Genomic DNA, 23,132 nt, shown 5'->3' on the forward strand with positions numbered 1-23,132 from the left:
GGGCGATCCTGGCTGAGGATCGAGTATCACCCCGCCCGCCCCCCCCCCCCCCCCCCCCCCCCCCCCCCCCCCCCCCCCCCCCCCCCCCCCCCCCCCCCCCCCCCCCCCCCCCCCCCGACCGTTCCTGCGAGGAGGTCCCATGGCCGCAGCACGCGGCGCGCGCCCCGATCCCGGCCGCGACCCCCTCCACCGGCTGGACGACCCCGACTTCCCGGCCCTCACCATGAGCCAGGCCGCGGACCTGCTCGGCGTCCAGGCCGCCTTCCTGCGCAGCCTGGACGGCTCCGGCGTCCTCCAGCCGCACCGCTCCCCCGGCGGCCACCGCCGCTACTCCCGCCACCAGCTGGCCGTGGCGGCCCGCCTCCGGGGACTGCTCGACGACGGGCACAGCCTCTCCTCGGCCGAGGTCATCCTCGGCCTGCAGGACGAGCTCGCCGACGCCCGGGCGCACAGCGAGGAGCTCCAGGGCACCGTCGACCGGCTGCGCGCCGAGCGCGCCGGCCGCGACGGCGACCCATCCCCGTCGCGACCCTGACCCGCCGAGAGGGGCGGCACCGCACCGCGGTGCCGCCCCTCTCGCGTGTGCGGGGTCACGTGCGCCAGGTACCCAAGGGGGGTATGGTTTCTGGCGTCGGACCGGGACGCACCGCAGGAGGGCACATGGAGGACACCGCCGGGCACGCCCCGCACGGCTACATCCACCGCAAGGACGACTACCTGAAGCGGCTGCGCCGGATCGAGGGGCAGGCCCGCGGCCTGCAGCGGATGGTCGAGGAGGAGAAGTACTGCATCGACATCCTCACGCAGGTCTCGGCCATGACGAAGGCCCTCCAGTCGGTCGCGCTCGGCCTGCTCGAGGAGCACATGGGCCACTGCGTGGTCCAGGCCGCGCAGGCCGGCGGCCGCGAGGCCGAGGAGAAGGTCCGCGAGGCCTCCGAGGCGATCGCCCGCCTCGTCCGTTCCTGAACCCATCCCCGTGAGAGGACCCACCATGAGCACCGCCACCTACACCGTCGTCGGCATGACCTGCAGCCACTGCGTGAACGCGGTGACCCAGGAGGTCGGCGACCTGCCGGGCGTCACCGAGGTGTCCGTCGACCTCGACAGCGGCGCCCTGACCGTGCGCAGCGACGCCCCCGTCGACGACGCGGCCGTGGCCGCCGCCGTCGAGGAGGCCGGCTACCAGATCGCCGGGCGCTGACCCGGCCGGTCCCCCGGGAGGGACGATGAACACCCCCGCCCGCCTCGCCGCGTTCACCGCCGGCCTGGCCGCCGTCTTCGCCGCCACCGTTGGGATCGGCAGCGCCGTCGGCCCGCTCGGCGAGCCCGCGGACGCCGGGCACGAGGGCATGACGGCTCCCGCGTCGGCGACCGCCGAGCCGGCCGCCGGCGCGCCGCTCCCCGGCGGCCTGCAGGTCTCCGACCAGGGCGTCACCCTCGCGCTGGACAGCGGCGTCCTGCCCGCCGGCCCGGCCACCCCGGTCGCCTTCCGCGTGCTCGGCGCCGACGGCGCGCCGCTGACCGCCTACACCGAGGAGCACGGCGAGGACCTGCACCTGGTCGCCGTCCGCCGCGACCTCTCCGGCTACCAGCACGTGCACCCCGAGATGGCCGCCGACGGCACCTGGACGACGTCGCTCGACCTCACCCCGGGCAGCTGGCGGCTGCTGGCCGACACCACCCCGGCCGGGGGCCCCGCGCTCGTGCTGGGCGCCGACCTCTCGGTGCCGGGCGAGTACACCCCCGCTCCCCTGCCCGAGCCGTCGCTCACCGCGGAGGTCGACGGCTACACCGTCGTGCTGACCGGCGAGCTGGTGCCCGGCCGGGAGACGGAGCTGACGCTCAGCGTCAGCCGGGACGGCGTCCCCGTCCGCGACCTGCAGCCCTACCTCGGCGCCTACGGGCACCTGGTGGCACTGCGCGCCGGCGACCTCGCCTACCTGCACGTGCACCCCACCGACGGCGAGCCCGGCGACCCGGGCGTCGCCCCCGGCCCGCACGTCCGGTTCGCCGCCACCGCGCCCTCGGCCGGCACCTACCGGCTGTTCCTGGACTTCCGGCACGGCGACGTCGTGCACACCGCCGCCTTCACCGTGACCGCCGGTCCCGCTCCGGCCGGCGGCACGCCCGCACCCGACACCCCGGCCCACGACGGCTCCGCCGACCACGGCCACGGGAACTGAGGACTTCCGATGGACACCGGCACCACCCCCGCGCCGCACGAGATCGAGCTGCTGATCGGCGGGATGACCTGCGCCTCGTGCGCGGCCCGCGTGGAGAAGAAGCTCAACCGGCTCGACGGCGTCACGGCCACGGTCAACTACGCCACCGAGAAGGCGCGGGTGAGCTACGCCGACGGCGTCACGCCCGAGGACCTCGTCGCCACCGTCGAGAAGACCGGCTACACCGCGACGGTGCCCACGCCCGAACCGGAACCCGACGCCGAGCCCGCGCGGGACGACGCGGACGGCGCGCTCCGGCGGCGGCTGCTGGTCTCCGCCGTCCTGACCGTGCCGGTGGTCGTGCTGGCGATGGTGCCGGCGCTGCAGTTCGAGTACTGGCAGTGGCTCTCGCTCACCCTCGCCGCGCCGGTCGTGGTGTGGGGCGGCTGGCCGTTCCACCGGGCCACCTGGACCAACCTGCGGCACGGCGCCGCGACCATGGACACCCTGGTCACCCTCGGCACCGGCGCGGCGTTCCTGTGGTCGCTGTACGCGCTGTTCCTCGGCACCGCCGGGGAGCCGGGCATGGTGCACCCGTTCTCCTTCACCCTCGCCCGCACCGACGGCAGCGGCGACATCTACCTGGAGGCCGCCGCCGGGGTGACCACCTTCCTGCTGGCCGGCCGGTACGCCGAGGCCCGGTCCAAGCGGCGGGCCGGTGCCGCGCTGCGGGCGCTGCTGGAGATGGGCGCCAAGGACGTCGCCGTGCTGCGCGGCGGCACCGAGCGGCGCATCCCGGTGGGCGAGCTCGTGGTCGGCGACGTCTTCCTCGTGCGGCCGGGCGAGAAGATCGCCACCGACGGCGAGGTCACCGAGGGCTCCTCGGCCGTCGACACCTCCCTGCTCACCGGCGAGCCGGTGCCGGTGGAGGTCGGCCCCGGCGACGCCGTGGTCGGCGCGACGGTGAACGCCGGCGGCCGGCTGCTCGTGCGCGCGACCCGGGTGGGCGCGGAGACGCAGCTGGCGCAGATGGCCCGGCTGGTCGAGGAGGCGCAGGACGGCAAGGCCCAGGTGCAGCGGCTGGCCGACCGGGTGTCCGGGGTCTTCGTGCCGGTCGTGCTGGCCCTGGCGGTGGCCACGCTCGGCTTCTGGATCGGCACCGGCGCGGGCCTGGCCGCTGCCTTCCCGGCCGCGGTCGCGGTGCTGATCATCGCCTGCCCCTGCGCGCTGGGGCTGGCCACGCCGACGGCGCTGATGGTCGGCACCGGCCGCGGCGCCCAGCTGGGCATCCTCATCCGCGGCCCCGAGGTGCTGGAGAGCACCCGCACGGTCGACACCGTCGTCCTCGACAAGACCGGCACGGTCACCACCGGCCGCATGACGCTGCAGGACGTCGTCCCGGCGCCGGGCGAGGACGCCGACCGGGTGCTGCGGCTGGCCGGTGCCCTGGAGGACGCCTCCGAGCACCCGATCGCCCAGGCGGTCGCCCGCGGGGCGGCCGAGCGCGCCGGGGCCCTGCCGCCCGTCGAGGGGTTCACCAACGTGGAGGGGCTGGGCGTGCAGGGCGTCGTCGAGGGGACGGCGGTCGTCGTCGGCCGACGGCGGCTGCTGGCCGACTGGTCGATGTCCCTGCCCGAGGCGCTCGAGCGCGCCGCCGCCGAGGCGGAGGCCGCCGGCCGGACGGCGGTCGCCGTCGGCTGGGACGGCGCCGCGCGGGGCGTGCTGGTCGTCGCCGACGCGGTCAAGGAGGGCTCGGCCGAGGCGGTCGCCCGGCTGCGCGGCCTCGGGCTGCGGCCGGTGCTGCTGACCGGCGACAACGCCGCGGCCGCCCGCACCGTGGCCGGCCAGGTCGGCATCGACGAGGTGATCGCCGAGGTGCTGCCGCAGGACAAGGTCGACGTCGTCCGGCGGCTGCAGGACGACGGGCACGTCGTGGCGATGGTCGGCGACGGCGTCAACGACGCAGCCGCGCTCGCCCAGGCCGACCTCGGGCTGGCGATGGGCACCGGCACCGACGTCGCCATCCAGGCCAGCGACCTCACGCTGGTCCGCGGCGACCTGCGCACCGCCGCCGACGCCGTCCGGCTGTCCCGCCGGACGCTCGCGGTGATCAAGGGCAACCTGTTCTGGGCGTTCGCCTACAACGTGGCGGCGATCCCGCTGGCGATGGCCGGGCTGCTCAACCCGATGATCGCCGGCGCGGCCATGGCGTTCAGCTCGGTGTTCGTGGTGACCAACAGCCTGCGGCTGCGGCGGTTCGCCCCGCTCTGAGCCCGGATCCCGCCGTTCGCGCGCGGAAGGCGGTCGCCGTTCGCGCGCGAAAGGCGTCAGAGGGCGGGCAGGAGCAGCAGCGCGGTCGGCACGAGCAGCAGCAGCCCGGCCGCGGCCAGCGCCCCGGCGCGGGCGGCGGCCGGCAGGGGGGCCGGCGGCTGCAGCAGCCGGACGACGCGCGCGGCCACCGCTCCCCCGCTGACCGCCAGCGCTCCCGACGGCACCCCCGCCCCGCCGCCGGGCCCGCCCGCGGCGGCCACGATCGCCTGCGCCAGCGTGCGCCGGTGCGCGGCGCCGCCGAGGGCGGCCAGCGCGACGTCGTCGGCGCGCATCTCCACCAGCTCCCGCACCGCCGCGTGCGCCCGGGCGGCGGCCGGCAGCACGGGCAGCGCCGCCTCCCAGGCGACGAACGGCAGCAGCAGCAGGTGGTGGTGCTCGCGCAGGTGCGCCCGCTCGTGCGCGACGACGGCGGCGAGCTGGGCGTCGTCCAGCTCGGCCACCATGCCCGAGGAGACGACGACCAGCGGCCGCGCGCCGGGGATGCAGAAGGCCGCCGGCGCGGGGTGCTCGAGCAGCCGCGCCTCGGGATCCGCGGAGGGCCGGACGACGAGCTCGAGCAGCTCCCGGTGCCGGCGGCGGGCGCGGGCGGTGCGCACCCACGACAGCAGCAGCACCCCGAGCAGCTCGGCGGCGAGCACCCCGGCCAGGGTCAGGGCGACCCAGTGGTCGCCGCGGACCCGCTCCTCGGCCGGGTGCCCGGTGAGCACCGCCCAGCCGGCCTCGGGCAGCGAGTGCCCCCACGGCGCCAGCCCGTGCACCAGCAGCGCACCGATGATCGACAGGCCGCCGGCCAGGCCGATGGCCTGCCAGCAGACCAGGGCGACCAGCGGATCGCGGCGCGGCCAGCGCGCCCGGCCCAGCAGCGCCGGCACCGGCCAGGCCAGCAGCGCGGCGAGCACCGCCAGCGCCGCCGCGGTGGCGGGCAGCACGGGGTCAGCCCCCGGCGAGCAGCTCGCGCAGCAGCCGGGCCTCGTCCTCGCTGACGCTGCCGACGAACCGGGCGAGCACCGCCTGCCGGTCGCCGGAGCGGCCGAGCACCTCGTGCATGAGCTCGGCGGCGTGGTCCTCACGGCTGGCGCGGGCGCGGAACCGGCGCGGGCGGGCGTCGTCGTGCTCGACGAAACCCTTGGCCTCCAGCCGGCCGAGCACCGTGTGCACGGTGGTCAGCGCCAGGCCCCGGTCGGCCAGCGCGTCGCGCAGCTCCGCGGCCGACAGCGCCTCCCCGGCCGCCCACAGCCGGTCCATGACGGTCCGCTCCAGATCACCCAGCGAGGCCATCCGCGCTCCTGTCCTGCGTGTCACACGCTTCTTTTCTACAAGCCGTAGAAGTTTTCTTCTACGCGACGTAGAAAGGATACGTCGGCCCACGACCTGAGGAGAAGCGCGGTGGACGTGCTCGACATCGCCCGCTGGCAGTTCGGCATCACGACCGTCTACCACTTCCTGATGGTCCCGCTGACCATCGGGCTGGGGATCCTGGTCGCGGTCATGCACACGCTCTGGGTGCGGACGGACAAGCCCGAGTGGCTGCGGATGACCCGCTTCTGGGGCCGCATCTACCTGATCAACTTCGTGCTCGGCGTCGCGACCGGCCTGGTCCAGGAGTTCCAGTTCGGCCTGGCCTGGAGCGAGTACTCACGCTTCGTCGGAGATGTCTTCGGCTCGCTGCTGGCCCTGGAGGCCCTGCTGGCCTTCTTCCTCGAGTCGACCTTCCTCGGCCTGTGGATCTTCGGCTGGGGCCGGATCCCGAAGAAGCTGCACCTCGCCGCGCTGTGGGCCGCGGTCATCGGCTCGATCGTCAGCGCGTACTTCATCATCGCGGCCAACTCGTGGATGCAGCACCCCGTCGGGGTCGTCACCGACGACGAGACCGGCCGGCCGCTGCAGGTGGACTTCCTCGCCGTCCTGACCAACAACACCGCGCTGGCCGCCTTCAGCCACGCGATCGTCGCCGCACTCATGGTCGCCGGCGCCCTGCTGGTCGGCATCGGGCTGTGGCACCTGCGCAAGCGGAAGCTCGAGGAGCGCCCGGTCGAGGAGGTCGCGGCCCAGGGTGGGGATGACATGGTGTGGCGCCGCTCGGTGCGCTTGGGCGGCTGGGTGTCGCTGGCGGCGTTCGTGCTGGTCGCGCTCACCGGCGACTGGCAGGGCAAGCTCATGTACCAGCAGCAGCCGCTGAAGATGAGCTCGGCCGAGGCGCTGTGCGAGACCGAGGCCCCGGCGTCGTTCTCGATCTTCGCCGTCGCCAAGTTCGGCTCCAACGAGTGCGACGACGTGCACTCCTGGACGATCCCCTACGTCCTCTCCTTCCTCGCCCACGGCGACTTCAGCACCGCGGTGCCCGGCGTGAACGAGCTGCAGGAGGAGTACGCGGCGGTCTACGGCGCGACCTACCCCGACGACCCGTCGTTCGGCGACCGCGCCGGCCGGCCGATCGACTACACCCCGCTGCTCGCCGTCACCTACTGGAGCTTCCGGCTCATGATCGGCATGGGCGCGGTGTCGGCCGGCGTGGCCGCCTACGCCCTGTGGGCCACCCGGCGCGGCCGGGTGCCGACCTCGCGGATCGGCGTCTACGGCTCGCTGCTCGCCGTCGGGGCGCCGTTCGTGGCCAACGCGACCGGCTGGATCTTCACCGAGATGGGCCGCCAGCCCTTCGTCGTCTACCCGAACCCCGACGTCCCCGTGGACGAGCAGGTGTACTTCTTCACCGCGCAGGCCGTCTCGCCCGGCGTCAGCGCCGGGGAGGTGTGGACGTCGCTGATCTCCCTCGGCCTGGTCTACGGCGTGCTCGCCGTCATCGAGATCGGCCTGATCACCCGGTTCGTCCGCCGCGGCGTCACCACCGGCGACGGAACGCCGACCCCGCCCGCGGTCGACGACGCGGAGCCGGGCACGGGCGGCGGTCCGGACGGCGACCGGCGCGCCGACGACGACGTCCTCTCCTTCGCCCACTGAGCCCGGGAGCTCGACATGGACCTGCAGACCCTCTGGTTCGCCGCCGTCGCGGTGCTGTGGACCGGCTTCCTCCTGCTCGAGGGCTTCGACTTCGGCGTCGCCGCCCTGCTGCCCGTGCTCGGCCGGCGCACCGCCGACAAGCACCTGATGCTGCGCAGCATCGGCCCGGTCTGGGACGGCAACGAGGTCTGGCTGATCACCGCCACGGGCGCGGTCTTCGCCGCCTTCCCCGGCTGGTACGCCACCTGGCTGCCGGCGCTGTACCTGCCCTTCGTGCTGGTGCTGCTCGGGCTGATCGTCCGCGCGGTGGCCTTCGAGTGGCGGCACAGCTCGCACGACCCGCGGTGGGACCGCACCTGGACCACCGTCATCACCACCGGCTCGCTGATCGCCGCGCTCGGCGTGGGCGCCGCGCTGGGCGCCACCACGCTCGGCCTGCCGATCGACGCCGACGGCACGCGGGTGGGCGGCAGCTTCGCCGGCGTCGGCTGGTCGGCGCTGCTCGGCGCGGCCGCGGTGCTCGGCTTCTCGCTGGTGCACGGGGCGCTGTTCCTCGCGCTCAAGGTCGACGGCCCGGTGCGGCTGCGGGCCCGGGCGTTCGCGCTGCGCTGGTCGCCGGTGGCGGGGCTGCCGCTGCTGGCCTGGGCCGGTCTGGTGCACCTGCGCCAGGGCACGCCGGCCACCGCCGTGCTGTGGCTGGTCGCCGCGCTCGCCGTCGTCCTCACCTGGACGCAGGTGCGGCTGGACCGGGAGGGACGGGCGTTCCTCGGCTGGGCGGCCTTCCTGGTCGCCGCGGCGGCCACGCTGTTCGGCGCGGCGTATCCGGTGGTCGTCCCCTCGACCATCGACGCGGCCTTCGACCTCACGGTGTCGGCGGCCTCGGTCAGCGACTACACGCTGACGGTCATGACGTGGGTCGCCGCGGTGGGCCTGCCGGTGGTGCTGGCCTACCAGGCGTGGACCTACTGGGTCTTCCGCAAGCGGCTGACCGCCGAGCCGGTGCACGAGGAGACGCCCGCCGGGGTGGGCGCGTGACCCGCCCTCCGCGCGCGAAGGCCGGGCGCCCCGCTCGCCATTCGCGCGCGAATGGCGGGCCCCGGGGGCCGCTGGCCCCGCTGGCCGGCGTCCCGGGACTGCCCGGGGCGCTGGTCCGCGCCGCGCTGGCCGCCCTCGGCCAGACCGCGGGGCTGGTGCTGCTGGCCGCCGGGCTGGCGCACGCCGTGGCCCGCGCGGCCGGGCACGCCGACGGCGACCTGGCCGGGCCGCTGGTGCTGGCCACTGCCGGTGTCGCGCTGCGCTCGGCGGCCGGCACCCTCGGCGAGCTGGCGGCCGCCCGCGACGCCCGCCGCGCGGAGGAGCGGCTGCGGGCCCGCCTGCTGGACCGGCTGGCCTCCTCCCCCGCCGCGGTCACCGCCGCCGGCGGTCCCGGCCCGGCCGCGGTGCTGGCCACCACCCGGCTGGCCGATCTCGGACCCGGCCTGGCCGCGTACCTCCCGGCGCTCGCCCAGACGCTGGTCGTCCCACCGGCCCTGCTGGCCGTCCTCGCCGTCACCGACCTGCTCTCGGCCGGGCTGGTGGCGGTCACCCTGCCGCTGGTGCCGCTGTTCATGGTGCTGGTCGGCCTGGCCACCCGCGACGGCACGACCGCGGCGGCCCGGGCGCTGGACCGGATCGCCGCGCACGTGTCCGAGCTGGTCCGCGGGCTGCCGGTGCTCGTGGGCCTGGGCCGGGCCGCCGACCAGGCCGCGGCGCTGGCCGAGCTCGGTGACGCCTCGCGCCGGCGCACGCTGGCCACCCTGCGGCTGGCCTTCCTCTCCTCGCTGGTGCTCGAGCTGATCGCCACGCTGTCGGTGGCGCTGGTCGCGGTGACCGTCGGGCTGCGGCTGGTCGAGGGCACGCTGCCGCTCGCGGTCGGCCTGACGGCGCTGCTGCTGGCTCCCGAGGCGTTCGCGCCGCTGCGCGCGCTCGGCTCGGCGCACCACGCCAACGAGGCCGCCGCCCTGGCCGCGACGGAGGCTCGCGCGGTGCTGGCCGCCGAGGACGGCCGGTCGGTCGTCGCGGCCGGTGAGGACGACGACCCGCGCGGCGCCGACCTCGCCGTCACCGGGCTGACCGTGCGGTACCCCGGCCGCGCGGTGCCGGCGCTCCCGCCGGTGGACCTCGCCGTCCGCCCGGGCGAGCTCGTCGCGCTGCGCGGCCCGAGCGGATCGGGCAAGTCGACGCTGCTCGCCGTCCTCGCCGGGCTGGTCGGGGCCGACGCCGCGGTGGGCGGCACCGTCACCGGCGTGCCGGCCGGCGGCGTGGCCTGGGTGCCGCAGCACCCCCGCACCACGGGCGCCACCGTCGCCGACGAGCTGCGCCGGCACGCCGGCTCGGCGCCCGGCGTCGACGAGGTCGTCGGCGAGGCCTTCGTGGTGGAGGCGCTGGCGCGGGTGGGCGCGGAGCACCTGGCCGGCCGTGCCTGCACCACGCTCTCCCCCGGCGAGCTGCAGCGGGTGGCGCTCGCGCGGGCGCTGGTGCGGATCCGCCGCGGCGCCCGCCTGCTGCTGCTCGACGAGCCCACCGCGCACCTGGACGAGGAGGCGACCGCACGGGTCGCCGCGGTGCTCGCCGGCCTGCGCGGCACGGTCACCGTGCTGCTGGTGACCCACGACCCGGCGCTGGCCGCGCCGGCCGACCGCGCGGTGACGCTGCCCGCGCCCGCCGTCCCCGCCGCCGCGCCCCCGGCCCGCCCGCAGCCGGACGACGACCCGGCGCCCGTGCGCGCCCCCGGCGCGGAGCCCCCCGGCCGGCCGCGGCGCGCCCTGGCCCGCGCGGTCACGGCGGGCACGCTGTCGGCCGGTGCCGGGGTCGCGCTCACCGCCGTCTCCGGCTGGCTGATCGTGCGGGCCGCGGAGATGCCGCCGGTGCTCACGCTGCTGGTCGCGATCGTCGGCGTGCGCGCGTTCGGGATCGGCCGCGCCGTCCTGCGGTGGCTCGAACGGATGCTGGCGCACGACGCCGCCCTCCGGCTCGCCGCCGACCTGCGGGTGCGGGTGTGGTCGGCGCTGGCCCGCCAGGGCATCGCCGCCGAGCGCACCCCCGGCGCCGCGCTGGCCCGGGTGGTCGGGGACGTCGGCCTGGTGCAGGACCTCACCGTGCGGGTGCTGCCCCCGGCCCTGGTGGCGGGCACCGTCACCCTCGGCACCGTCGCGGCGCTCGCGCTGGTGTCGCCGGCCGCCGCCGGCGCCGCGGCGCTCGTGCTGCTCGCCGCCGTCGTCCTGGTGCTGCTGGTGCACCGGCGGGTCGACGCCGGCGCGGCCCGGGAGGAGGCGGAGCTGCGGATCGGCGCGCTGCGGGACACCGCCACCGCGCTCGAGGGTGCGGCCGACCTGCGGGCGCACGGCCTCGGGACGGCGACCGCCGCGGACCTCACCCGCGTCGGCCGCCGCCGGTCCGCGGCCGCCCGTACCGGCGACCGCGCCGGGGCCCTCGGCACGGGTCTCGTCGTGCTGGGCACCGGGCTGGCGGCCGTGGTCGCCACCCTCGCCGGCACGGCGGACGGCGTCACCGGCCCGGCGGTCGCGGTGGTGGCCCTCGCGCCGCTCGCGCTGGCCGAGCCGCTGTCGGGGCTGGTCACGGCGCTGCAGCGGCGGGGGGCGCTGGCCGACGCGCGGGCCCGGCTCGACGCCGTCCTCACCGCGCCGGTGCCCGCCGAGCCGGCCGCGCCGCTGCCCGCGCCGGCCCCCGTCGACCGGCTCGCCGTCGAGGAGCTCACTGCCGGCTGGCCGGGCGGCCCGGACGTGCTGCGCGGGCTGTCCGCCGAGGCCGGCACCGGCGGCTGGCTGGTCGTGCGCGGCCCCTCGGGCGCCGGGAAGTCGACCCTGCTGGCGGTGCTCATGGCGGCGATGCGGCCGCGGTCGGGCGCGTACACGCTGGGCGACGTGCCGGCCGAGCGGCTGACGACGGCCGACGTCCGGTCGCGGATGGCCTGGCTGCCGCAGGAGGCGCACGTCTTCGCCTCCACCATCCGCGCCAACCTCGCGCTGGCCGCGCCGCGGGGCGCGCTCGACGGCGCCGAGGGCGAGGCCCGGATGCGCGCCGCGCTCACCGCGGCCGGGCTGGGCGGCCTGCTCGCCGCCCTGCCGGACGGGCTGGACACGCCGGTCGGCGCCGGCGGCACGGCGCTGTCGGGCGGCGAGCGCCGGCGGCTGGCCGCGGCCCGCGCGCTGCTGGCCGACCGCGACGTCGTCCTGCTCGACGAGCCGACCGCGCACCTGGACCCGCCCACCGCCGCCGCGCTGGTGCACGACCTGCGGACGGCGCTGGCCGGGCGGGTGGTCGTCTGCGTGACCCACGACGACCACCTGGAGCAGCCCGGCGACACCGTGGTGACGCTGGACCGGCGGGCGGCGGCGCTGGCCGGCTGAGGGGCGGGACGGGGGCGGGCGCGGGCATGCCGGTGCCGCCGTCCGCGCGGGGCGCGGCGGCGGGCAGCCGGTGCTCGGGGCAGGCGGGCGGGTCAGGCGGCGGCGCGCAGCGGTGCGGGGGTGCCGATCTCGGTGCCGTCAGGCCGGAGGGTGCGCCATCGGCCGTCGGGTTGCCGTTCGACGCGGAACCCGTGGTGCACCTTGGTGTGGTGCCGCTCGCACAGCAGCGCGGAGTTGTCCAGGCTGGTGGCGCCACCGTCGATCCAGTGCACCAGGTGGTGGACGTCGCACCAGTGCGTCGGAGCGGTGCAGCCGGCGAACACGCAGGCCCCGTCCCGGGCTTCGACCGCCCGCCGCAGGTGCGGGGGCACGACGCGGGCGGTCCTGCCGACGTCCAGCGGCTGACCGTCGGGACCCATGACCAGGCGGGTGATCTCCCCGTCGCAGGCCAGCCACCGGGCGCGGGCGGCGGAGATGGCGGCACCGAACCCCATCCGCCCCGCACCGCGTGCGGTAGCGGGAGAGGCGAGGTCGGACAGCGGGATGGTGGCCAGCACCTGGGGCTTGCGGGTGCGCAGGACCGGCAGGTTGCCTGCGGCGAGGGTGTTGTCGATGGCCTGGACGAGGGCGTCGGCCTGCCGCTGGGCGCGGGTGCGGGTGTCGTCGGCGGGCCGGTCGGCCTGGGAATGGGCCTCGATGACGGTCTGCAGCTTCTCCCCGCCGACGGCGTCCAGCGTGCCGGAGAAGGTGACGGTGCCGTCGGCGTGCCGGCTGATCGTCAACGACCGCTGCTCGGTCGGGTCGGGTTCGGGGCCGTCGGGATCGAGGTTGTCGACGTACTTCTTCACCACCTGCACCAGGCTCTCGACCGGCTGGTCGATGGCCACCTGCGTCAAGACAGCGTCGATCACCGCCAGGTCGATCCCCTGCGCCGCCGCGGCCGCGAGCCGGGACGGGGTGACCGCGTCGGCGGCAATGTGCACCTGCTGCGCACTCACCAGCCCCGCCGCGAACGCCTCGGCCAGCGCCGGCAGGTGTTCCAGCGCGCGGCCGTTGCGCACCAGCCGCAGCGCCTCGGGCCCCGCCATCCGGCAGTGGCCCTTCAACCACGAGGTCATCGCCTTCAGCCCGTCCCGCTCGGCCGCCTGCGAGAGGTCCGCCGCCCGCACCTGCCGCGTCAGCTCGGCGTCCCGCCGGTTGCGCTCGGCGACCCCGACAGCGATCACGTCGAGGACATCGCCTCCCGGATCAAGCGTCGAACACATGTACGAAGTCTAACGGAGCGAGGGGTGCGCGGCAAGATGAAAGCGCAGGTCAGAGCCCCGAGCCCAGCCCCAGGAGTGAATCTCGGCCAGGTGCCAGAAGCGCGATTCCGGCTGCGGCCTAGCTCCCCGCCGGCACGTCCACCGGGATCTCCGGCCCCAGCCTCGCCCTCAGCAGCAGCGGCAGGTCGTCACCGGACCAGAAGCTGCCGGGGTCGTACCAGTTGCGCGGCCGGTCGGGCGGCAGCAGCCCCATCGCGGTGTAGGTCGTGGCGACCAGCTCCGCGCAGAACACCGTCTCCGCCGACGTGCCCCGGCGCAGCCGGCCGTTGAGCCATCCCCGCACCAGCCCGCGGGTGGTCGGGAACGGCCGGCCGTCGAAGCGGGCGATGGTCCGCAGGACGGCGTCCTCCATGGCCGGCGTCACCCCGCCGTCGTCGGCGGGCCCGACCAGCTGCCGCAGCCACGCCCGCTGGCCGTAGCGCTGCCGCCAGGTGGTCACCGCGTCGCGCAGGTCGTGCAGCTGCACGCCGCGCTGGTGCTCGCCGGTCCAGGCGTCGGGCAGCGAGCGGCCGAGCTCGGCGTGCCACATCAGCGGCGGGAGGTCCTCGAGCACCACGGCCATGCCGACGTGGTTGACCGGCGCGTTGGTCACCGCCCGGATCGCGCGGTCGGCCAGCGAGGCACCGCGGAACACCCAGACGTCGCCGGTACGGGTCAGCTCGACGGCCTCGTCCAGGGCGAGCGCGCGGGGCGGGGGCACGCGGCTACGTTAGGCGACCGTGCGCCTGCCCAAGCAGACCTGGAAGCTCCTCGGCCTGGCCGGTCTCGCCGGCGTCGCCGCCACCGGTGCCGTGCTGGTCCGCGGCGAGCGGCAGCGCCGCGCCTACTCGCCCGAGGACGTCCGGGCGCGGCTGCACGAGCGGCACGCCGCCGCGGCCGCCGTCCCCGAGCCGGACCCGGAGCCCGCGCCGGGCGCGCCCGCCGGGCGGCGGGCCCGGCTCGCGGCCCGGCTGCGCCGGCGCCGCTGACACCCGGACGCACCGCACGGACGCAGCGCCACCGCCACTCCGGCGCGCGGCCGATCCGGTTCCGGCGGGCGCACGCCCGGGTCGACACTGCTCCCGCCGTCCACGGGGGACCGACCTCGGGAGGGGAAGCGCCATGTCCGACCACCCCAACCTCGCCCGCATGCGGGAGGGCTACGAGGCCTTCTCCAAGGGCGACCTCACCACGCTCACCGAGCTGTGGCGCGACGACATCCGCTGGCACGAGCCGGGCGGCTCGCAGCTGTCCGGCACGTACGAGGGCCCGGAGGCCGTCTTCGGGATGTTTGCCCGCGCCATGGAGATGACCGAGAACAGCCTCCGGGCGGAGGCGTTGCTGGTGTGCGCCGACGACGCGCACGGCACGGCCCTCGTCCGGTTCACCGCGCACCGCGGGGAGCGGCACCTGGACACCCTGTGCGCCCACGTCGCCCGCTTCGACGCGGACGGGCGGCTGGCCGAGTTCTGGAACGCCCCCACCGAGGCGGCGGCCTTCGACGCCTTCTTCGCCTGATCCGCCGGGTCAGCCCGGCGGCAGCACCGGCCCCTCGTCCTTGAGCGCGACGCCCGAGGCGCCGAGCTCCCGGGCCGCCGCGAGCAGTGCGGCGATCGTGTCGGCGGCCTGCCCGTAGGACAGGCCGTGCGGCGGGCGGACGTTGGAGACGCAGTTGCGCTCGGCGTCCACCCGCCCCGGCCGCGGCGCCCAGGTGAGGTAGGCGCCGAGCGAGTCCGCGGCCGACAGCCCCGGCCGCTCGCCGATCAGCACGACGACCGCGCGCACTCCCAGGGCCGCGCCGATCGCGTCGCCGAGCGCCACGCGCGCCTGCCGGGCGACCACCAGCGGTGCCACCGACCAGCCGGGCAGGCGGGCCAGCAGGGCGGCCACCAGCCCGGGCGCGTGCGCGTGCACCGCCCGCGGGGACAGCCCGTCGGCGAGCACCACGGCGAGGTCGGCGCCGGTACGCGGGAGGACGGCGCCGTCGGCCAGCTGCCGGCCCAGGTCGGGGCGCTGCAGGTAGGTGGCGCGGTCGGGCGCCGCCGAGGAGACCTCCAGCACCTCGTGCCCGGCCAGGTCGGTGCGGAGCAGACCGGCGTCCAGCGGGGCGTGCACCGCGTCGCGGGCGGCGGCGTGCGCGGCACGGAACTCCAGCTCGCGCGCCGTGGGCAGCCCGTCGCCGGCCCGGCCGAGCGCGACCCGCGCGCGGGTGGCCCGCCGCAGCGCCGTCCACGGGTCGCCGCCGTTCGCGCGCGAATGGCGATGCGGGCCGGTCACGACGACGCCGCCGCCATCAGCGCCCGCACGGCCGGCGCATCCGCGGGCAGCTGGCGCACCCGGCCGTCGCCGTCCAGCAGGTCCATCCGCGCCAGCCACGCCTCGAACTCCGGCGCCGGCCGCAACCCGAGCACCTGCCGGGCGGTGAGGACGTCGGAGAACGACAGCGACTGGTAGTGCAGCATCACGTCGTCCGAACCGGGGACGGCGATCACGAACGAGCAGCCGGCCGCGCCGAGCAGCAGCACGAGCGCGTCGGTGTCGTCGCCGTCGACCTCGGCGTGGTTGGTGTAGCAGACGTCCACGCCCATGGGCAGGCCGAGCAGCTTGCCGCAGAAGTGGTCCTCCAGGCCGGCGCGCAGCACCTGCTTGCCGTCGTAGAGGTACTCCGGCCCGATGAAGCCGACGACGGTGTTCACCAGCAGCGGCGAGAAGTGCCGGGCGACGCCGTAGGCCCGGGCCTCCAGCGTCTGCTGGTCCACCGGCCGGCCGCCGACGCCCAGGTGCGCCCCGGCCGACAGCGCCGATCCCTGGCCGGTCTCAAAGTAGGTGACGTTCTCGCCCACCGTGCCGCGGCCGAGGGCCAGGGCGCCGGCGCGGGCCTCGGCCAGCAGGTCGAGGGTGACCCCGAAGGCCCGGTTGGCCTCCTGGGTGCCGGCCACCGACTGGAAGACCAGGTCCACCGGCGCGCCCTGCTCCAGCGCGCGCAGCGTGGTGGTGACGTGCGCGAGCACGCAGGACTGCGTCGGGATCTCGTACCGGCCGATCACCGCGTCGACCAGCTCGAGCAGCGCGACGGTGCGCGCCGGGGAGTCGGTGGCGGGGTTGATGCCGATGACCGCGTCGCCGGCGCCGTGCAGGAGCCCGTCGACGATGCCGGCCGTGACGCCCAGCGGATCGTCGGTGGGGTGGTTGGGCTGCAGCCGGGACGCCATCCGGCCGGGCAGGCCGATCGTGCTGCGCAGCCCGGTGACCACCCGCGCCCGCCGGCCGACGGCGACCAGGTCGGCGGTGCGCATGATCTTGGCCGTCGCGGCGACCATCTCCGGGGTCAGCCCGGGCGCCAGCGCGCTGATCGAGGCCTCGTCGCCGGCCGCGGCCCAGGCCAGCAGCCGATCGCGGAACTCCCCCACCGTCAGGGCGGCCACCGGGGCGAACGCCGTCCGGTCGTGGGTGTCGAGGATCAGCCGGGTGACGTCGTCCTCGTCGTAGCCGACGACCTGCTCCTCCAGGAAGGTCGCCAGGGACAGGTCGGCCAGCACGGACTGCGCGGCCACCCGCTCGGCGGCGGACCCCGCGGCGCAGCCGGCGAGGACGTCGCCGGAGCGGGCCGGCGTCGCCTTGGCCAGCAGGTCGGACAGCGTGGGGAACTCGTGGGTGTGGCCGCCCACGGTGCCGCGACGGACGGTCACGCCGGTCAGCGTCGCCGCCGGGCGCCGCGGCGGTCAACCACCGCGGCTCAGAACGAGCGCCACCGCCCGTCGACCGCGTTGCCCTCCGGCCGCGACCGGAACACGTTGCCCTCGCTCGGCGGCCGCTCCTCGCCGCCCAGCGCCAGCGTGCGCAGCAGCGGGCCGACCAGCGCGTCGTACACCCCCGGGAGCAGCCGGAACCCGGCCACGATCAGCGGGTTGAACAGGCCGGCGTGGGTCAGCCGGCGCGGATGCTCCAGCCGGGCCAGCACCGAGCGGGCCACCCGGTCGGCGGAGTAGACCGGCACCGGCGGCCGGCCGGTGCGCCCGGCCCACGTGCCGCCCTGGGAGTAGATGGGCGTGTTCACGCCGCCCGGGGCGACGGCCGAGATCCGGATGCCGGGGACGTCGCGGACCTCCTGCTGCAGCGTCCGGACCAGCCCGAGCTGCCCCCACTTGGCGGCGACGTAGCTGCCCATCAGCGGCGCGCTGACCTCGGCGAGCAGCGAGCTCACCACCACCAGGTGCCCGGCGCCCTGCCGGCGGAAGACCGGCAGCACGGTGCGGGCGAGGTTGGCGGTGCCGTGCAGCGCGGTGTCGACGACGGCCTCGAACGCCTCGCGCGGCACGTCCTCGACCCGGCCGTAGGCCATCACCTGGGCGGCGTGGACGACGACGTCGAGCCGGCCGAACCGCTGCACCACCGTGTCCACCGCCCGCTGCACCCCGGCGGCGTCGGCGACGTCGGCCGGGCAGACCAGCACCTCCGCCGCGCCGGCCGACCGGGCCTCGGCGGCGGTCTCCTCCAGCGACTCCCGGCCGCGGGCGACCAGCACCAGCCGGGCGCCCCGGCCGGCAAAGCGCATGGTGGTGGCCCGCCCGATGCCGCTGGAGGCACCGGTCACGAGGACGGCCGGGGCGCCGTCGGACGGCGGGGCGGCGGGTGCGGACATGCGCGGATCAGCTCCTGGGATCGAGGGACCGAGGACGTCGGGACCAGGGGGGCCGCACCGCACCGCCTCGGCTCGGCGGACGGCGCAGGGCTACCCCGCCGCGGGAGCGGCCATGCCGGGCGGTCACGGCGCGACGCCGTCCAGCAGGTCGAGCAGCCACCCCGGGCCGGTGACCGGCGTGCCGGCGGGCAGCCGGGCGCGCAGCCCCCGGTCGGCGGTCACCACGAGCGGCGGAGCGCCGGCGGCCAGCTCCTCCGCGCAGCCGACCAGGGCGTCGTCGCCGCTGCCGGGCGCGCGCACCAGCCGGACGCCGTCCGGCTCGGGCACGTCCCGCGCCGCTCCCTCGACGACGGCGACGACCTGCGTGCAGGTGCCGCCGGACCCGGGCAGCGCCCGGCCGGGCAGTCCGGCCAGCCGGGCCAGCAACCGGGAGGTCGCCCCCGCACGGTCCCGCCACCAGCCGTCGGGCCGGGCCCCCACGACGTTGGCGACGTCCACCAGCAGCACGGTCATCGCATCCCCTTCGTCCCGCGGGCCCCCGTCGGATGCCGTCCTCCGATCGGGCGACGCGCCTCGCCGGGCGGTTTGCCCGTCCGGCCCGCGGGCACGCCGCGCTCCGGCGTCCGAACCGTTGCAGCGCCGGCGCGGCCCGCCCCGCCGGCTCCACCCAGGGAGCTCCCGATGGCGCGAGACCACCGCATCCAGCAGGACCGCACGACCGAGGGGGCCACCGTCAGCCGGGGCCCCGAGCGCGACGCCGTCGCCGTGCAGCGCTCGGCGTTCGGCGGCATCAAGTGGGGCGCGGCGTTCTTCGGCTGGCTGTCGGCCAACGGCCTGGCCGTGCTGCTCGTCGCGCTGATCTCGGCGGCCGGGGTGGCCATCGGACTGACCCAGGGGCTGCCGACCGAGGAGGAGGCCACCGCGCAGGCCGACACGATCGGCATCGCCGGGGGCATCGCGCTGCTCGTCGTCCTCTTCCTGGCCTACCTCGCCGGCGGGTACGTGGCCGGGCGGATGGCCCGCTTCGACGGCGTCCGGCAGGGGGTGGCGGTGTGGGTGATCGGCCTGCTGGTCGTGCTCGCGCTGGCCGTCGCCGGATACCTGCTGGGCAACCAGTACAACGTGCTCGAGCGGCTGGACCTGCCGCGCATCCCGATCGACGAGGGCACCGCGACCACGGCCGGCATCGTCACGCTGGTCGCCGTCCTCCTGGTCACGCTGCTGGGGGCCGTCCTCGGCGGCAAGCTCGGCACCCGGTACCACCGCCGGATCGACCGGGCCGGCATCACCGCCTGAACGGCTGACGGGGGCTGCTACGGCTCCTACGCTGCCGGCCATGTGCCGGAACATCCGCCCCCTGTCGAACTTCGCGCCCCCGGCGACGGAGGAGGAGATCCGGGCCGCCGCGCTGCAGTACGTGCGCAAGATCAGCGGCACGGCCAAGCCCTCGCGGGTCAACGAGGAGGCCTTCGACCGCGCCGTCGAGGAGATCGCCGCGGCCTCCGCCCGGCTGCTGGACGCGCTGGTCACCATGGCTCCACCCAAGGACCGCGAGGTCGAGGCGGCCAAGGCGCGCCAGCGCGCGGCGCTGCGCTACGGCACGTGAGCGCGTCGATCCGATCGCGCGCAACCGGCATGGTCGCGCAGCTCCACGGGTAGGTGGCGGGCCCTTCCCCCGACCCCGTGGAGCTGCGTCATGGCCCGCAACACCCTCTCCCGCGCCCTGCACGACCTCGGCCTGTCCGCCTGGTTCGGCGGCACCCTGGCCAACGCCGTCGCCCTGAACTCCGCCGCCGGTGAGGCTGGAGGGGAGCGCGGCGCCGGCCGCGTCGCCAACGCCGGCTGGGACCGGTGGACGCCGGTCAACGCCCTCGCCATCGGCGCCCACCTCACCGGCGCGGTCGGCCAGCTGCGCGCCAACCGGCGCCGGGTGGCCGGGCAGGAGGGCGTGGCCGGGATGTCGGTGCTCAAGACCGCGCTGACCGCCGCCGCCCTCGGCGTGACCGCCTACAGCCGGGCGCTGGGCCAGGTGGTCTCCGGCGCCGGCGACGTGCCGGCGAAGTCGGGCACCAAGCCCAGCAAGCGCACCAAGGCCGAGGTCGCCGCCGCGCAGGAGCAGCTGGACCGGCTGCAGTGGGTGATCCCCGCCCTGACGGGGGCGCTCGTGGCGGTCAGCTCGTACGCCGGCGAGCAGCAGCGGCCCTCCGAGGTGCTGCGCGGGACCACCGCCACCACCCGCAGCTGACCCGGGCATAGGAGGCTTTGCGCACGGATCGGGCTCCGGAACGTGCGCGAAGCCTCCTATGCCTCGCTGCTGCGCAGCCCTCGAGGAGCCCCCCGCATGACCACCCGCACCGTCACCGTCTCCGGCAACACCGCCGCCGGGCAGCCCGCCCCGGCATCGGGCACCGCGCCGGGCGCGACCCGCTGCCCGGACTGCACCGACGGGCTGGGCGGGCCGCGGCCGATCGAGCCCGGCACCTTCCGGGCCCGCGTGCACGCCAACCGCGAGGTGGCGATCGCCTGGCGGATCGGCGTCTTCGTCGCCGGGCTGCTGTTCGTGCTGCTCGGCATCGCGCTGACCGTGCTGCCGGGGCCGCTGACCATCCCGCCGGTGCTGGTCGGCCTGTGGGTGTGGTCGACGGAGTTCGACTGGGCGCGGCGGCTGTTCGCCTCGTTCCGGCGCAAGGCGGTCGCCGCGTGGCGGCACGCCCGGCAGCACCCGGTCAGCTCGGCGGCGGTGACCGTCGGTGGCCTGGCCGCCGCCGCGGCCGTCTTCTGGGCGGTCGGGCACTTCCACCTCGTCGACCAGGCGAAGGCCGCGCTCGGCCTCGGCGGCTGACCGGCGCGGCCCGCGGGCGTCAGCCCGAGGTGCCCAGCTCCCGCGGATCCGGCGTGCGGAACGGCGGATCGGCCGGCGCGGGCGCGTCGGCCGGGCCGGCCGGCTCCTCCTCCGGCCGGTCGGGCTCCTCCCCGCCCACGCCGAAGCCGGGCGCCGGCTCGGGTGCGCCGGCGCCGGGATCGGCGGCGGGGATGCCGTCGTCGGGACGGGGCAGGCCGGGTTCGAGGGGCTGGGACATCGACATGTCGCTGCCGGTACCCCGTCCGGTGGACGGGAGGTGACGGGCAGCCGACTTCTGGGCATCCTCCCGCCCCGGGATCGGCCCGGGCACACATGGTGTCGGGGAGGACGGCCATGACGAGGACCGGCACGGGACGACGCAGCACCACCCCGGAGCCCCGCCGCGGGGACCGCACCGACGGCCGGCGGCGGGATCCCGGCGACCAGCGGGACGAGACCCACGCCGAGCGCGTCGACCGCGAGCTGATGGAGCTGCTCAACGAGCTGCGCGTCGCGCTGCCCGGCGTGCAGTTCCTGTTCGCCTTCCTGCTGATCGTGCCGTTCCAGGAGACCGCCGCCCGCGCGAGCGACTTCCAGCGCGACGTCTACCTGATCACCCTGCTCGCCGCCGTCGTCGCCACCAGCCTGCTGATCGCGCCCGCCGCGCAGCACCGGGCGCTGTTCCGCCAGCACGACAAGGAGCAGTTGCTGCGCCGCAGCAACCGCAACGCCTTCCTCGGCCTGATGGTGCTGGCGGTGGCGATCGTCGGGGCGGTGCTGGTCGTGGTCGACGTCCTGTTCACCCGCGGGCACGCCTACGTGGTGGGCGGCGTGGTCGCGCTGCTGCTCGGGTGGCTCTGGATCGGCAGCCCGATGCGGCACCGGGCGCGGGCGCTGGCCGACGAGGACTGACCGCCGGCGGCCGGACACCCGCGCCGCGCGCAGCCGGCAGGCCAGCCTCGCCTAACCTGCCGTCGTGACCACGACGGCGACCGCGGCGCGGCCGGTGGACCCCCCGGCCGCCCCGGGGGCATCCCGGTGGTCGCCGTGGGAGCTGCTCCCGCCCGCCGTCGTGGCCCTGCTGGGAACCGTGCTCCTGCTCCCCGGGCACGGGCTGTGGTTCGACGAGCTCTTCACCGCCGAGGTCGGTCGCATCCCCCTGCGCGACCTCCTCGCCGCCATCGTCGGCGGAGAGGGGACGGCGAGCTACCTGGCCGGGGTCCCGCCGTCCTACAACGCGCCCTACTACCTCGTGGTGCACGCCTGGATGTCGCTGCCGGGCCTGGGCGGCGACACCTCGCTCCGCGTGCTCTCGCTGCTGGCGACGGCGGGCGGGCTGGCCCTGGTCACGCGGGCGATCGCCCGGCTGGCCGGCCGGGCGACCGGCGTGCTCGCGGGGGTGGTGCTGGCCACCGGGCCCCTGGTGCTGGAGCAGGCGGTCGAGGCACGCAGCTACGGCCTCGTGGTGCTGGCCACCGGCGGCGCCGTTCTCGGCCTGGTGCGCTGGCTGCAGGAACCGCCCCGGGGACTGTGGCTGTTCGGCCTGGCGGGCGCGGGTATGGGGCTCGCGCACTGGTACGCGGGAACGGTGCTGGCCGCGTTCGCCGTGGCCGCCCTGATGCTCCGCGGCCGGGCGGCGGTCCGGCCGGCGCTGGTGGCGGTGGTCGCCGCGCTGCCGACCGCCGGGCTGATCACCGTGAACCTGCTCAACGGCACCGGCGCGCGCAACGCCGAGCACCTGCACGACACCGGCGGGCGGGTGGCCGACCTCGCCGTGGAGGCGTGGGCGGGCGGCCGGACGCCGCTGCTCTACGTCACCGTCGCACTCGCCGTCCTCGGCGCCCTGCGTGGCCACGGCGTGCGGGTGGTCGGGATCTGCTGGCTGCTGGTCCCCCTGGCACTGCTGCTCCTCGGCGAGCTGGTGCGCCCGGTGTACCTGCCCCGCTACCTCATGGCGGGCCTGCTGGGGCTGGGCGTCCTGGCCGCCGCGGGGGTGCGGGCCGTTCCGCGGGGCGCCCGCGGACCGGTCGCCGCGCTGCTGGTCGCGCTGTCGCTGCTGGCGAGCTCACCGCTGGCCGTGCGGGAGCCGCGAGAGCGCGCCGACGACGTCGTGCGCGCCCTGGCCGACCTGCAGCGGCCCGGCGAGCCCGTGGTGGCGGCCGACCAGCGCTCGGCGACCGGGCTGGACCACTACGTGCGGCTCCTCGAGCCGCGACTGCGCGCCGACCTCGTCCTCCCGCCCGACGACGCCCCCGCCGGAGCCGACCGGGTGTGGCTGGTGCGCCGGCTCTTCGACGGGGAGCCGGAGCCCACCGACGACGACGAGATCCTCACCGGTGCCGGCCTGCGGATCGTCGCCCGGTACGACTTCCCGGCCACGAAGACCGACCTGATCGTCCAGCTCTGGGAGCGCTGACCGCCGCCCCGACGATGAGTTCCCCGCGGGTGCGCCGTCAATGCTGGCGGAGGCGCCGGACGGCGCCG

General features: G+C 76.8%; 25 protein-coding genes. 16 read left to right on the top strand and 9 right to left on the bottom strand.

All coding sequences use genetic code 11. From position 1 onward, the window contains the following. Positions 1-139 precede the first annotated feature (139 nt). The 5 genes from ACI79R_RS22510 (at position 140) to ACI79R_RS22530 (ending at position 4,433) form a co-directional block, all read left to right on the top strand. Entirely contained in the window at positions 140-535 is a 396-nt protein-coding gene (locus ACI79R_RS22510) for a helix-turn-helix domain-containing protein (RefSeq protein WP_456575915.1), read from the top strand. 125 nt (positions 536-660) lie between these two features. Beyond that, complete coding sequence (locus ACI79R_RS22515; protein ID WP_456575916.1) at positions 661-966, top strand: metal-sensitive transcriptional regulator; 306 nt, start codon at positions 661-663, stop codon at positions 964-966. Between the two features lie 25 nt (positions 967-991). Further along, entirely contained in the window at positions 992-1,201 is a 210-nt protein-coding gene (locus ACI79R_RS22520; RefSeq protein WP_456575917.1) for a heavy-metal-associated domain-containing protein, read from the top strand. A gap of 25 nt (positions 1,202-1,226) precedes the next feature. Then, complete coding sequence (locus ACI79R_RS22525; protein ID WP_456575918.1) at positions 1,227-2,183, top strand: hypothetical protein; 957 nt, start codon at positions 1,227-1,229, stop codon at positions 2,181-2,183. A gap of 9 nt (positions 2,184-2,192) precedes the next feature. Beyond that, on the top strand, positions 2,193-4,433 hold the full coding sequence (locus ACI79R_RS22530) for a heavy metal translocating P-type ATPase (protein WP_456575919.1): 2,241 nt from the start codon (positions 2,193-2,195) through the stop codon (positions 4,431-4,433). Positions 4,434-4,489: 56 nt separating this feature from the next. On the opposite strand, the gene ACI79R_RS22535 is transcribed toward ACI79R_RS22530, so the two are convergent. Together ACI79R_RS22535 and ACI79R_RS22540 are read right to left on the bottom strand one after the other, a co-directional pair. After that, the gene (locus ACI79R_RS22535; protein WP_456575920.1) at positions 4,490-5,422 is read right to left on the bottom strand and encodes a M48 family metalloprotease; all 933 of its coding nucleotides are present in this window, start codon (positions 5,420-5,422) and stop codon (positions 4,490-4,492) included. 4 nt (positions 5,423-5,426) lie between these two features. Continuing rightward, a complete protein-coding gene (locus tag ACI79R_RS22540; protein ID WP_456575921.1) occupies positions 5,427-5,771 on the bottom strand; it encodes a BlaI/MecI/CopY family transcriptional regulator in 345 nt (114 codons plus the stop codon). Positions 5,772-5,879: 108 nt separating this feature from the next. Here ACI79R_RS22540 and ACI79R_RS22545 point away from each other — a divergent pair, with 108 nt between their 5' ends. From ACI79R_RS22545 to cydC, 3 genes are read left to right on the top strand one after another with little or no spacing between them, the layout of a single operon-like run. Then, positions 5,880-7,451, top strand: a complete 1,572-nt coding sequence (locus ACI79R_RS22545; RefSeq protein WP_456575922.1) for a cytochrome ubiquinol oxidase subunit I — start codon at positions 5,880-5,882, stop codon at positions 7,449-7,451. A 15-nt stretch (positions 7,452-7,466) separates the two neighbouring features. Further along, complete coding sequence (gene cydB / locus ACI79R_RS22550) at positions 7,467-8,486, top strand: cytochrome d ubiquinol oxidase subunit II (RefSeq protein WP_456575923.1); 1,020 nt, start codon at positions 7,467-7,469, stop codon at positions 8,484-8,486. Further along, positions 8,483-11,860, top strand: coding sequence for a thiol reductant ABC exporter subunit CydC (gene cydC, locus ACI79R_RS22555; protein WP_456575924.1), 3,378 nt, complete (start codon positions 8,483-8,485; stop codon positions 11,858-11,860). The genes cydB and cydC overlap by 4 nt, the downstream gene beginning before the upstream one ends. Before the next feature lie 92 nt (positions 11,861-11,952). Here cydC and ACI79R_RS22560 read toward each other — a convergent pair whose 3' ends face one another. Together ACI79R_RS22560 and ACI79R_RS22565 are read right to left on the bottom strand one after the other, a co-directional pair. Further along, the gene (locus ACI79R_RS22560) at positions 11,953-13,125 is read right to left on the bottom strand and encodes a DUF222 domain-containing protein (protein ID WP_456575925.1); all 1,173 of its coding nucleotides are present in this window, start codon (positions 13,123-13,125) and stop codon (positions 11,953-11,955) included. A 118-nt stretch (positions 13,126-13,243) separates the two neighbouring features. Beyond that, positions 13,244-13,885 (bottom strand): hypothetical protein, encoded by a 642-nt coding sequence (locus ACI79R_RS22565; protein ID WP_456575926.1) that lies wholly within the window; start codon positions 13,883-13,885, stop codon positions 13,244-13,246. A 19-nt stretch (positions 13,886-13,904) separates the two neighbouring features. Here ACI79R_RS22565 and ACI79R_RS22570 point away from each other — a divergent pair, with 19 nt between their 5' ends. Beyond that, complete coding sequence (locus ACI79R_RS22570; RefSeq protein WP_456575927.1) at positions 13,905-14,153, top strand: hypothetical protein; 249 nt, start codon at positions 13,905-13,907, stop codon at positions 14,151-14,153. Positions 14,154-14,286: 133 nt separating this feature from the next. Beyond that, a complete protein-coding gene (locus tag ACI79R_RS22575; RefSeq protein ID WP_456575928.1) occupies positions 14,287-14,682 on the top strand; it encodes a nuclear transport factor 2 family protein in 396 nt (131 codons plus the stop codon). Positions 14,683-14,691: 9 nt separating this feature from the next. On the opposite strand, the gene eutC is transcribed toward ACI79R_RS22575, so the two are convergent. The 4 genes from eutC to ACI79R_RS22595 form a co-directional block, all read right to left on the bottom strand. After that, positions 14,692-15,441, bottom strand: a complete 750-nt coding sequence (gene eutC, locus ACI79R_RS22580) for an ethanolamine ammonia-lyase subunit EutC (protein ID WP_456575929.1) — start codon at positions 15,439-15,441, stop codon at positions 14,692-14,694. Further along, positions 15,438-16,853 (bottom strand): ethanolamine ammonia-lyase subunit EutB, encoded by a 1,416-nt coding sequence (locus tag ACI79R_RS22585; protein ID WP_456575930.1) that lies wholly within the window; start codon positions 16,851-16,853, stop codon positions 15,438-15,440. Before ACI79R_RS22585 ends, eutC begins: the two co-directional genes overlap by 4 nt. A 47-nt stretch (positions 16,854-16,900) precedes the next feature. Continuing rightward, positions 16,901-17,806, bottom strand: coding sequence for an SDR family NAD(P)-dependent oxidoreductase (locus ACI79R_RS22590; protein WP_456575931.1), 906 nt, complete (start codon positions 17,804-17,806; stop codon positions 16,901-16,903). Positions 17,807-17,929: 123 nt separating this feature from the next. Next, complete coding sequence (locus ACI79R_RS22595; RefSeq protein ID WP_456575932.1) at positions 17,930-18,319, bottom strand: hypothetical protein; 390 nt, start codon at positions 18,317-18,319, stop codon at positions 17,930-17,932. A gap of 168 nt (positions 18,320-18,487) precedes the next feature. Between ACI79R_RS22595 and ACI79R_RS22600 the strand changes: the two genes are divergently transcribed. From ACI79R_RS22600 to ACI79R_RS22615, 4 genes are all read left to right on the top strand, one after another. After that, entirely contained in the window at positions 18,488-19,102 is a 615-nt protein-coding gene (locus ACI79R_RS22600; RefSeq protein ID WP_456575933.1) for a hypothetical protein, read from the top strand. Positions 19,103-19,142: 40 nt separating this feature from the next. Beyond that, the gene (locus ACI79R_RS22605) at positions 19,143-19,412 is read left to right on the top strand and encodes a DUF2277 domain-containing protein (protein ID WP_456575934.1); all 270 of its coding nucleotides are present in this window, start codon (positions 19,143-19,145) and stop codon (positions 19,410-19,412) included. 90 nt (positions 19,413-19,502) lie between these two features. Beyond that, positions 19,503-20,051 carry a hypothetical protein gene (locus ACI79R_RS22610; protein ID WP_456575935.1) on the top strand — a complete coding sequence of 183 codons (549 nt, stop codon included), beginning with the start codon at positions 19,503-19,505 and terminating at the stop codon, positions 20,049-20,051. 96 nt (positions 20,052-20,147) lie between these two features. Next, on the top strand, positions 20,148-20,648 hold the full coding sequence (locus ACI79R_RS22615; protein WP_456575936.1) for a PGPGW domain-containing protein: 501 nt from the start codon (positions 20,148-20,150) through the stop codon (positions 20,646-20,648). A gap of 19 nt (positions 20,649-20,667) precedes the next feature. Here ACI79R_RS22615 and ACI79R_RS22620 read toward each other — a convergent pair whose 3' ends face one another. After that, positions 20,668-20,886 (bottom strand): hypothetical protein, encoded by a 219-nt coding sequence (locus tag ACI79R_RS22620; protein ID WP_456575937.1) that lies wholly within the window; start codon positions 20,884-20,886, stop codon positions 20,668-20,670. A 116-nt stretch (positions 20,887-21,002) separates the two neighbouring features. Here ACI79R_RS22620 and ACI79R_RS22625 point away from each other — a divergent pair, with 116 nt between their 5' ends. After that, on the top strand, positions 21,003-21,560 hold the full coding sequence (locus ACI79R_RS22625) for a DUF6328 family protein (RefSeq protein WP_456575938.1): 558 nt from the start codon (positions 21,003-21,005) through the stop codon (positions 21,558-21,560). A 64-nt stretch (positions 21,561-21,624) separates the two neighbouring features. After that, the gene (locus tag ACI79R_RS22630) at positions 21,625-23,064 is read left to right on the top strand and encodes a hypothetical protein (RefSeq protein ID WP_456575939.1); all 1,440 of its coding nucleotides are present in this window, start codon (positions 21,625-21,627) and stop codon (positions 23,062-23,064) included. Positions 23,065-23,132: the final 68 nt, after the last annotated feature.

Source organism: Blastococcus sp. SYSU D00820 (assembly GCF_054050695.1).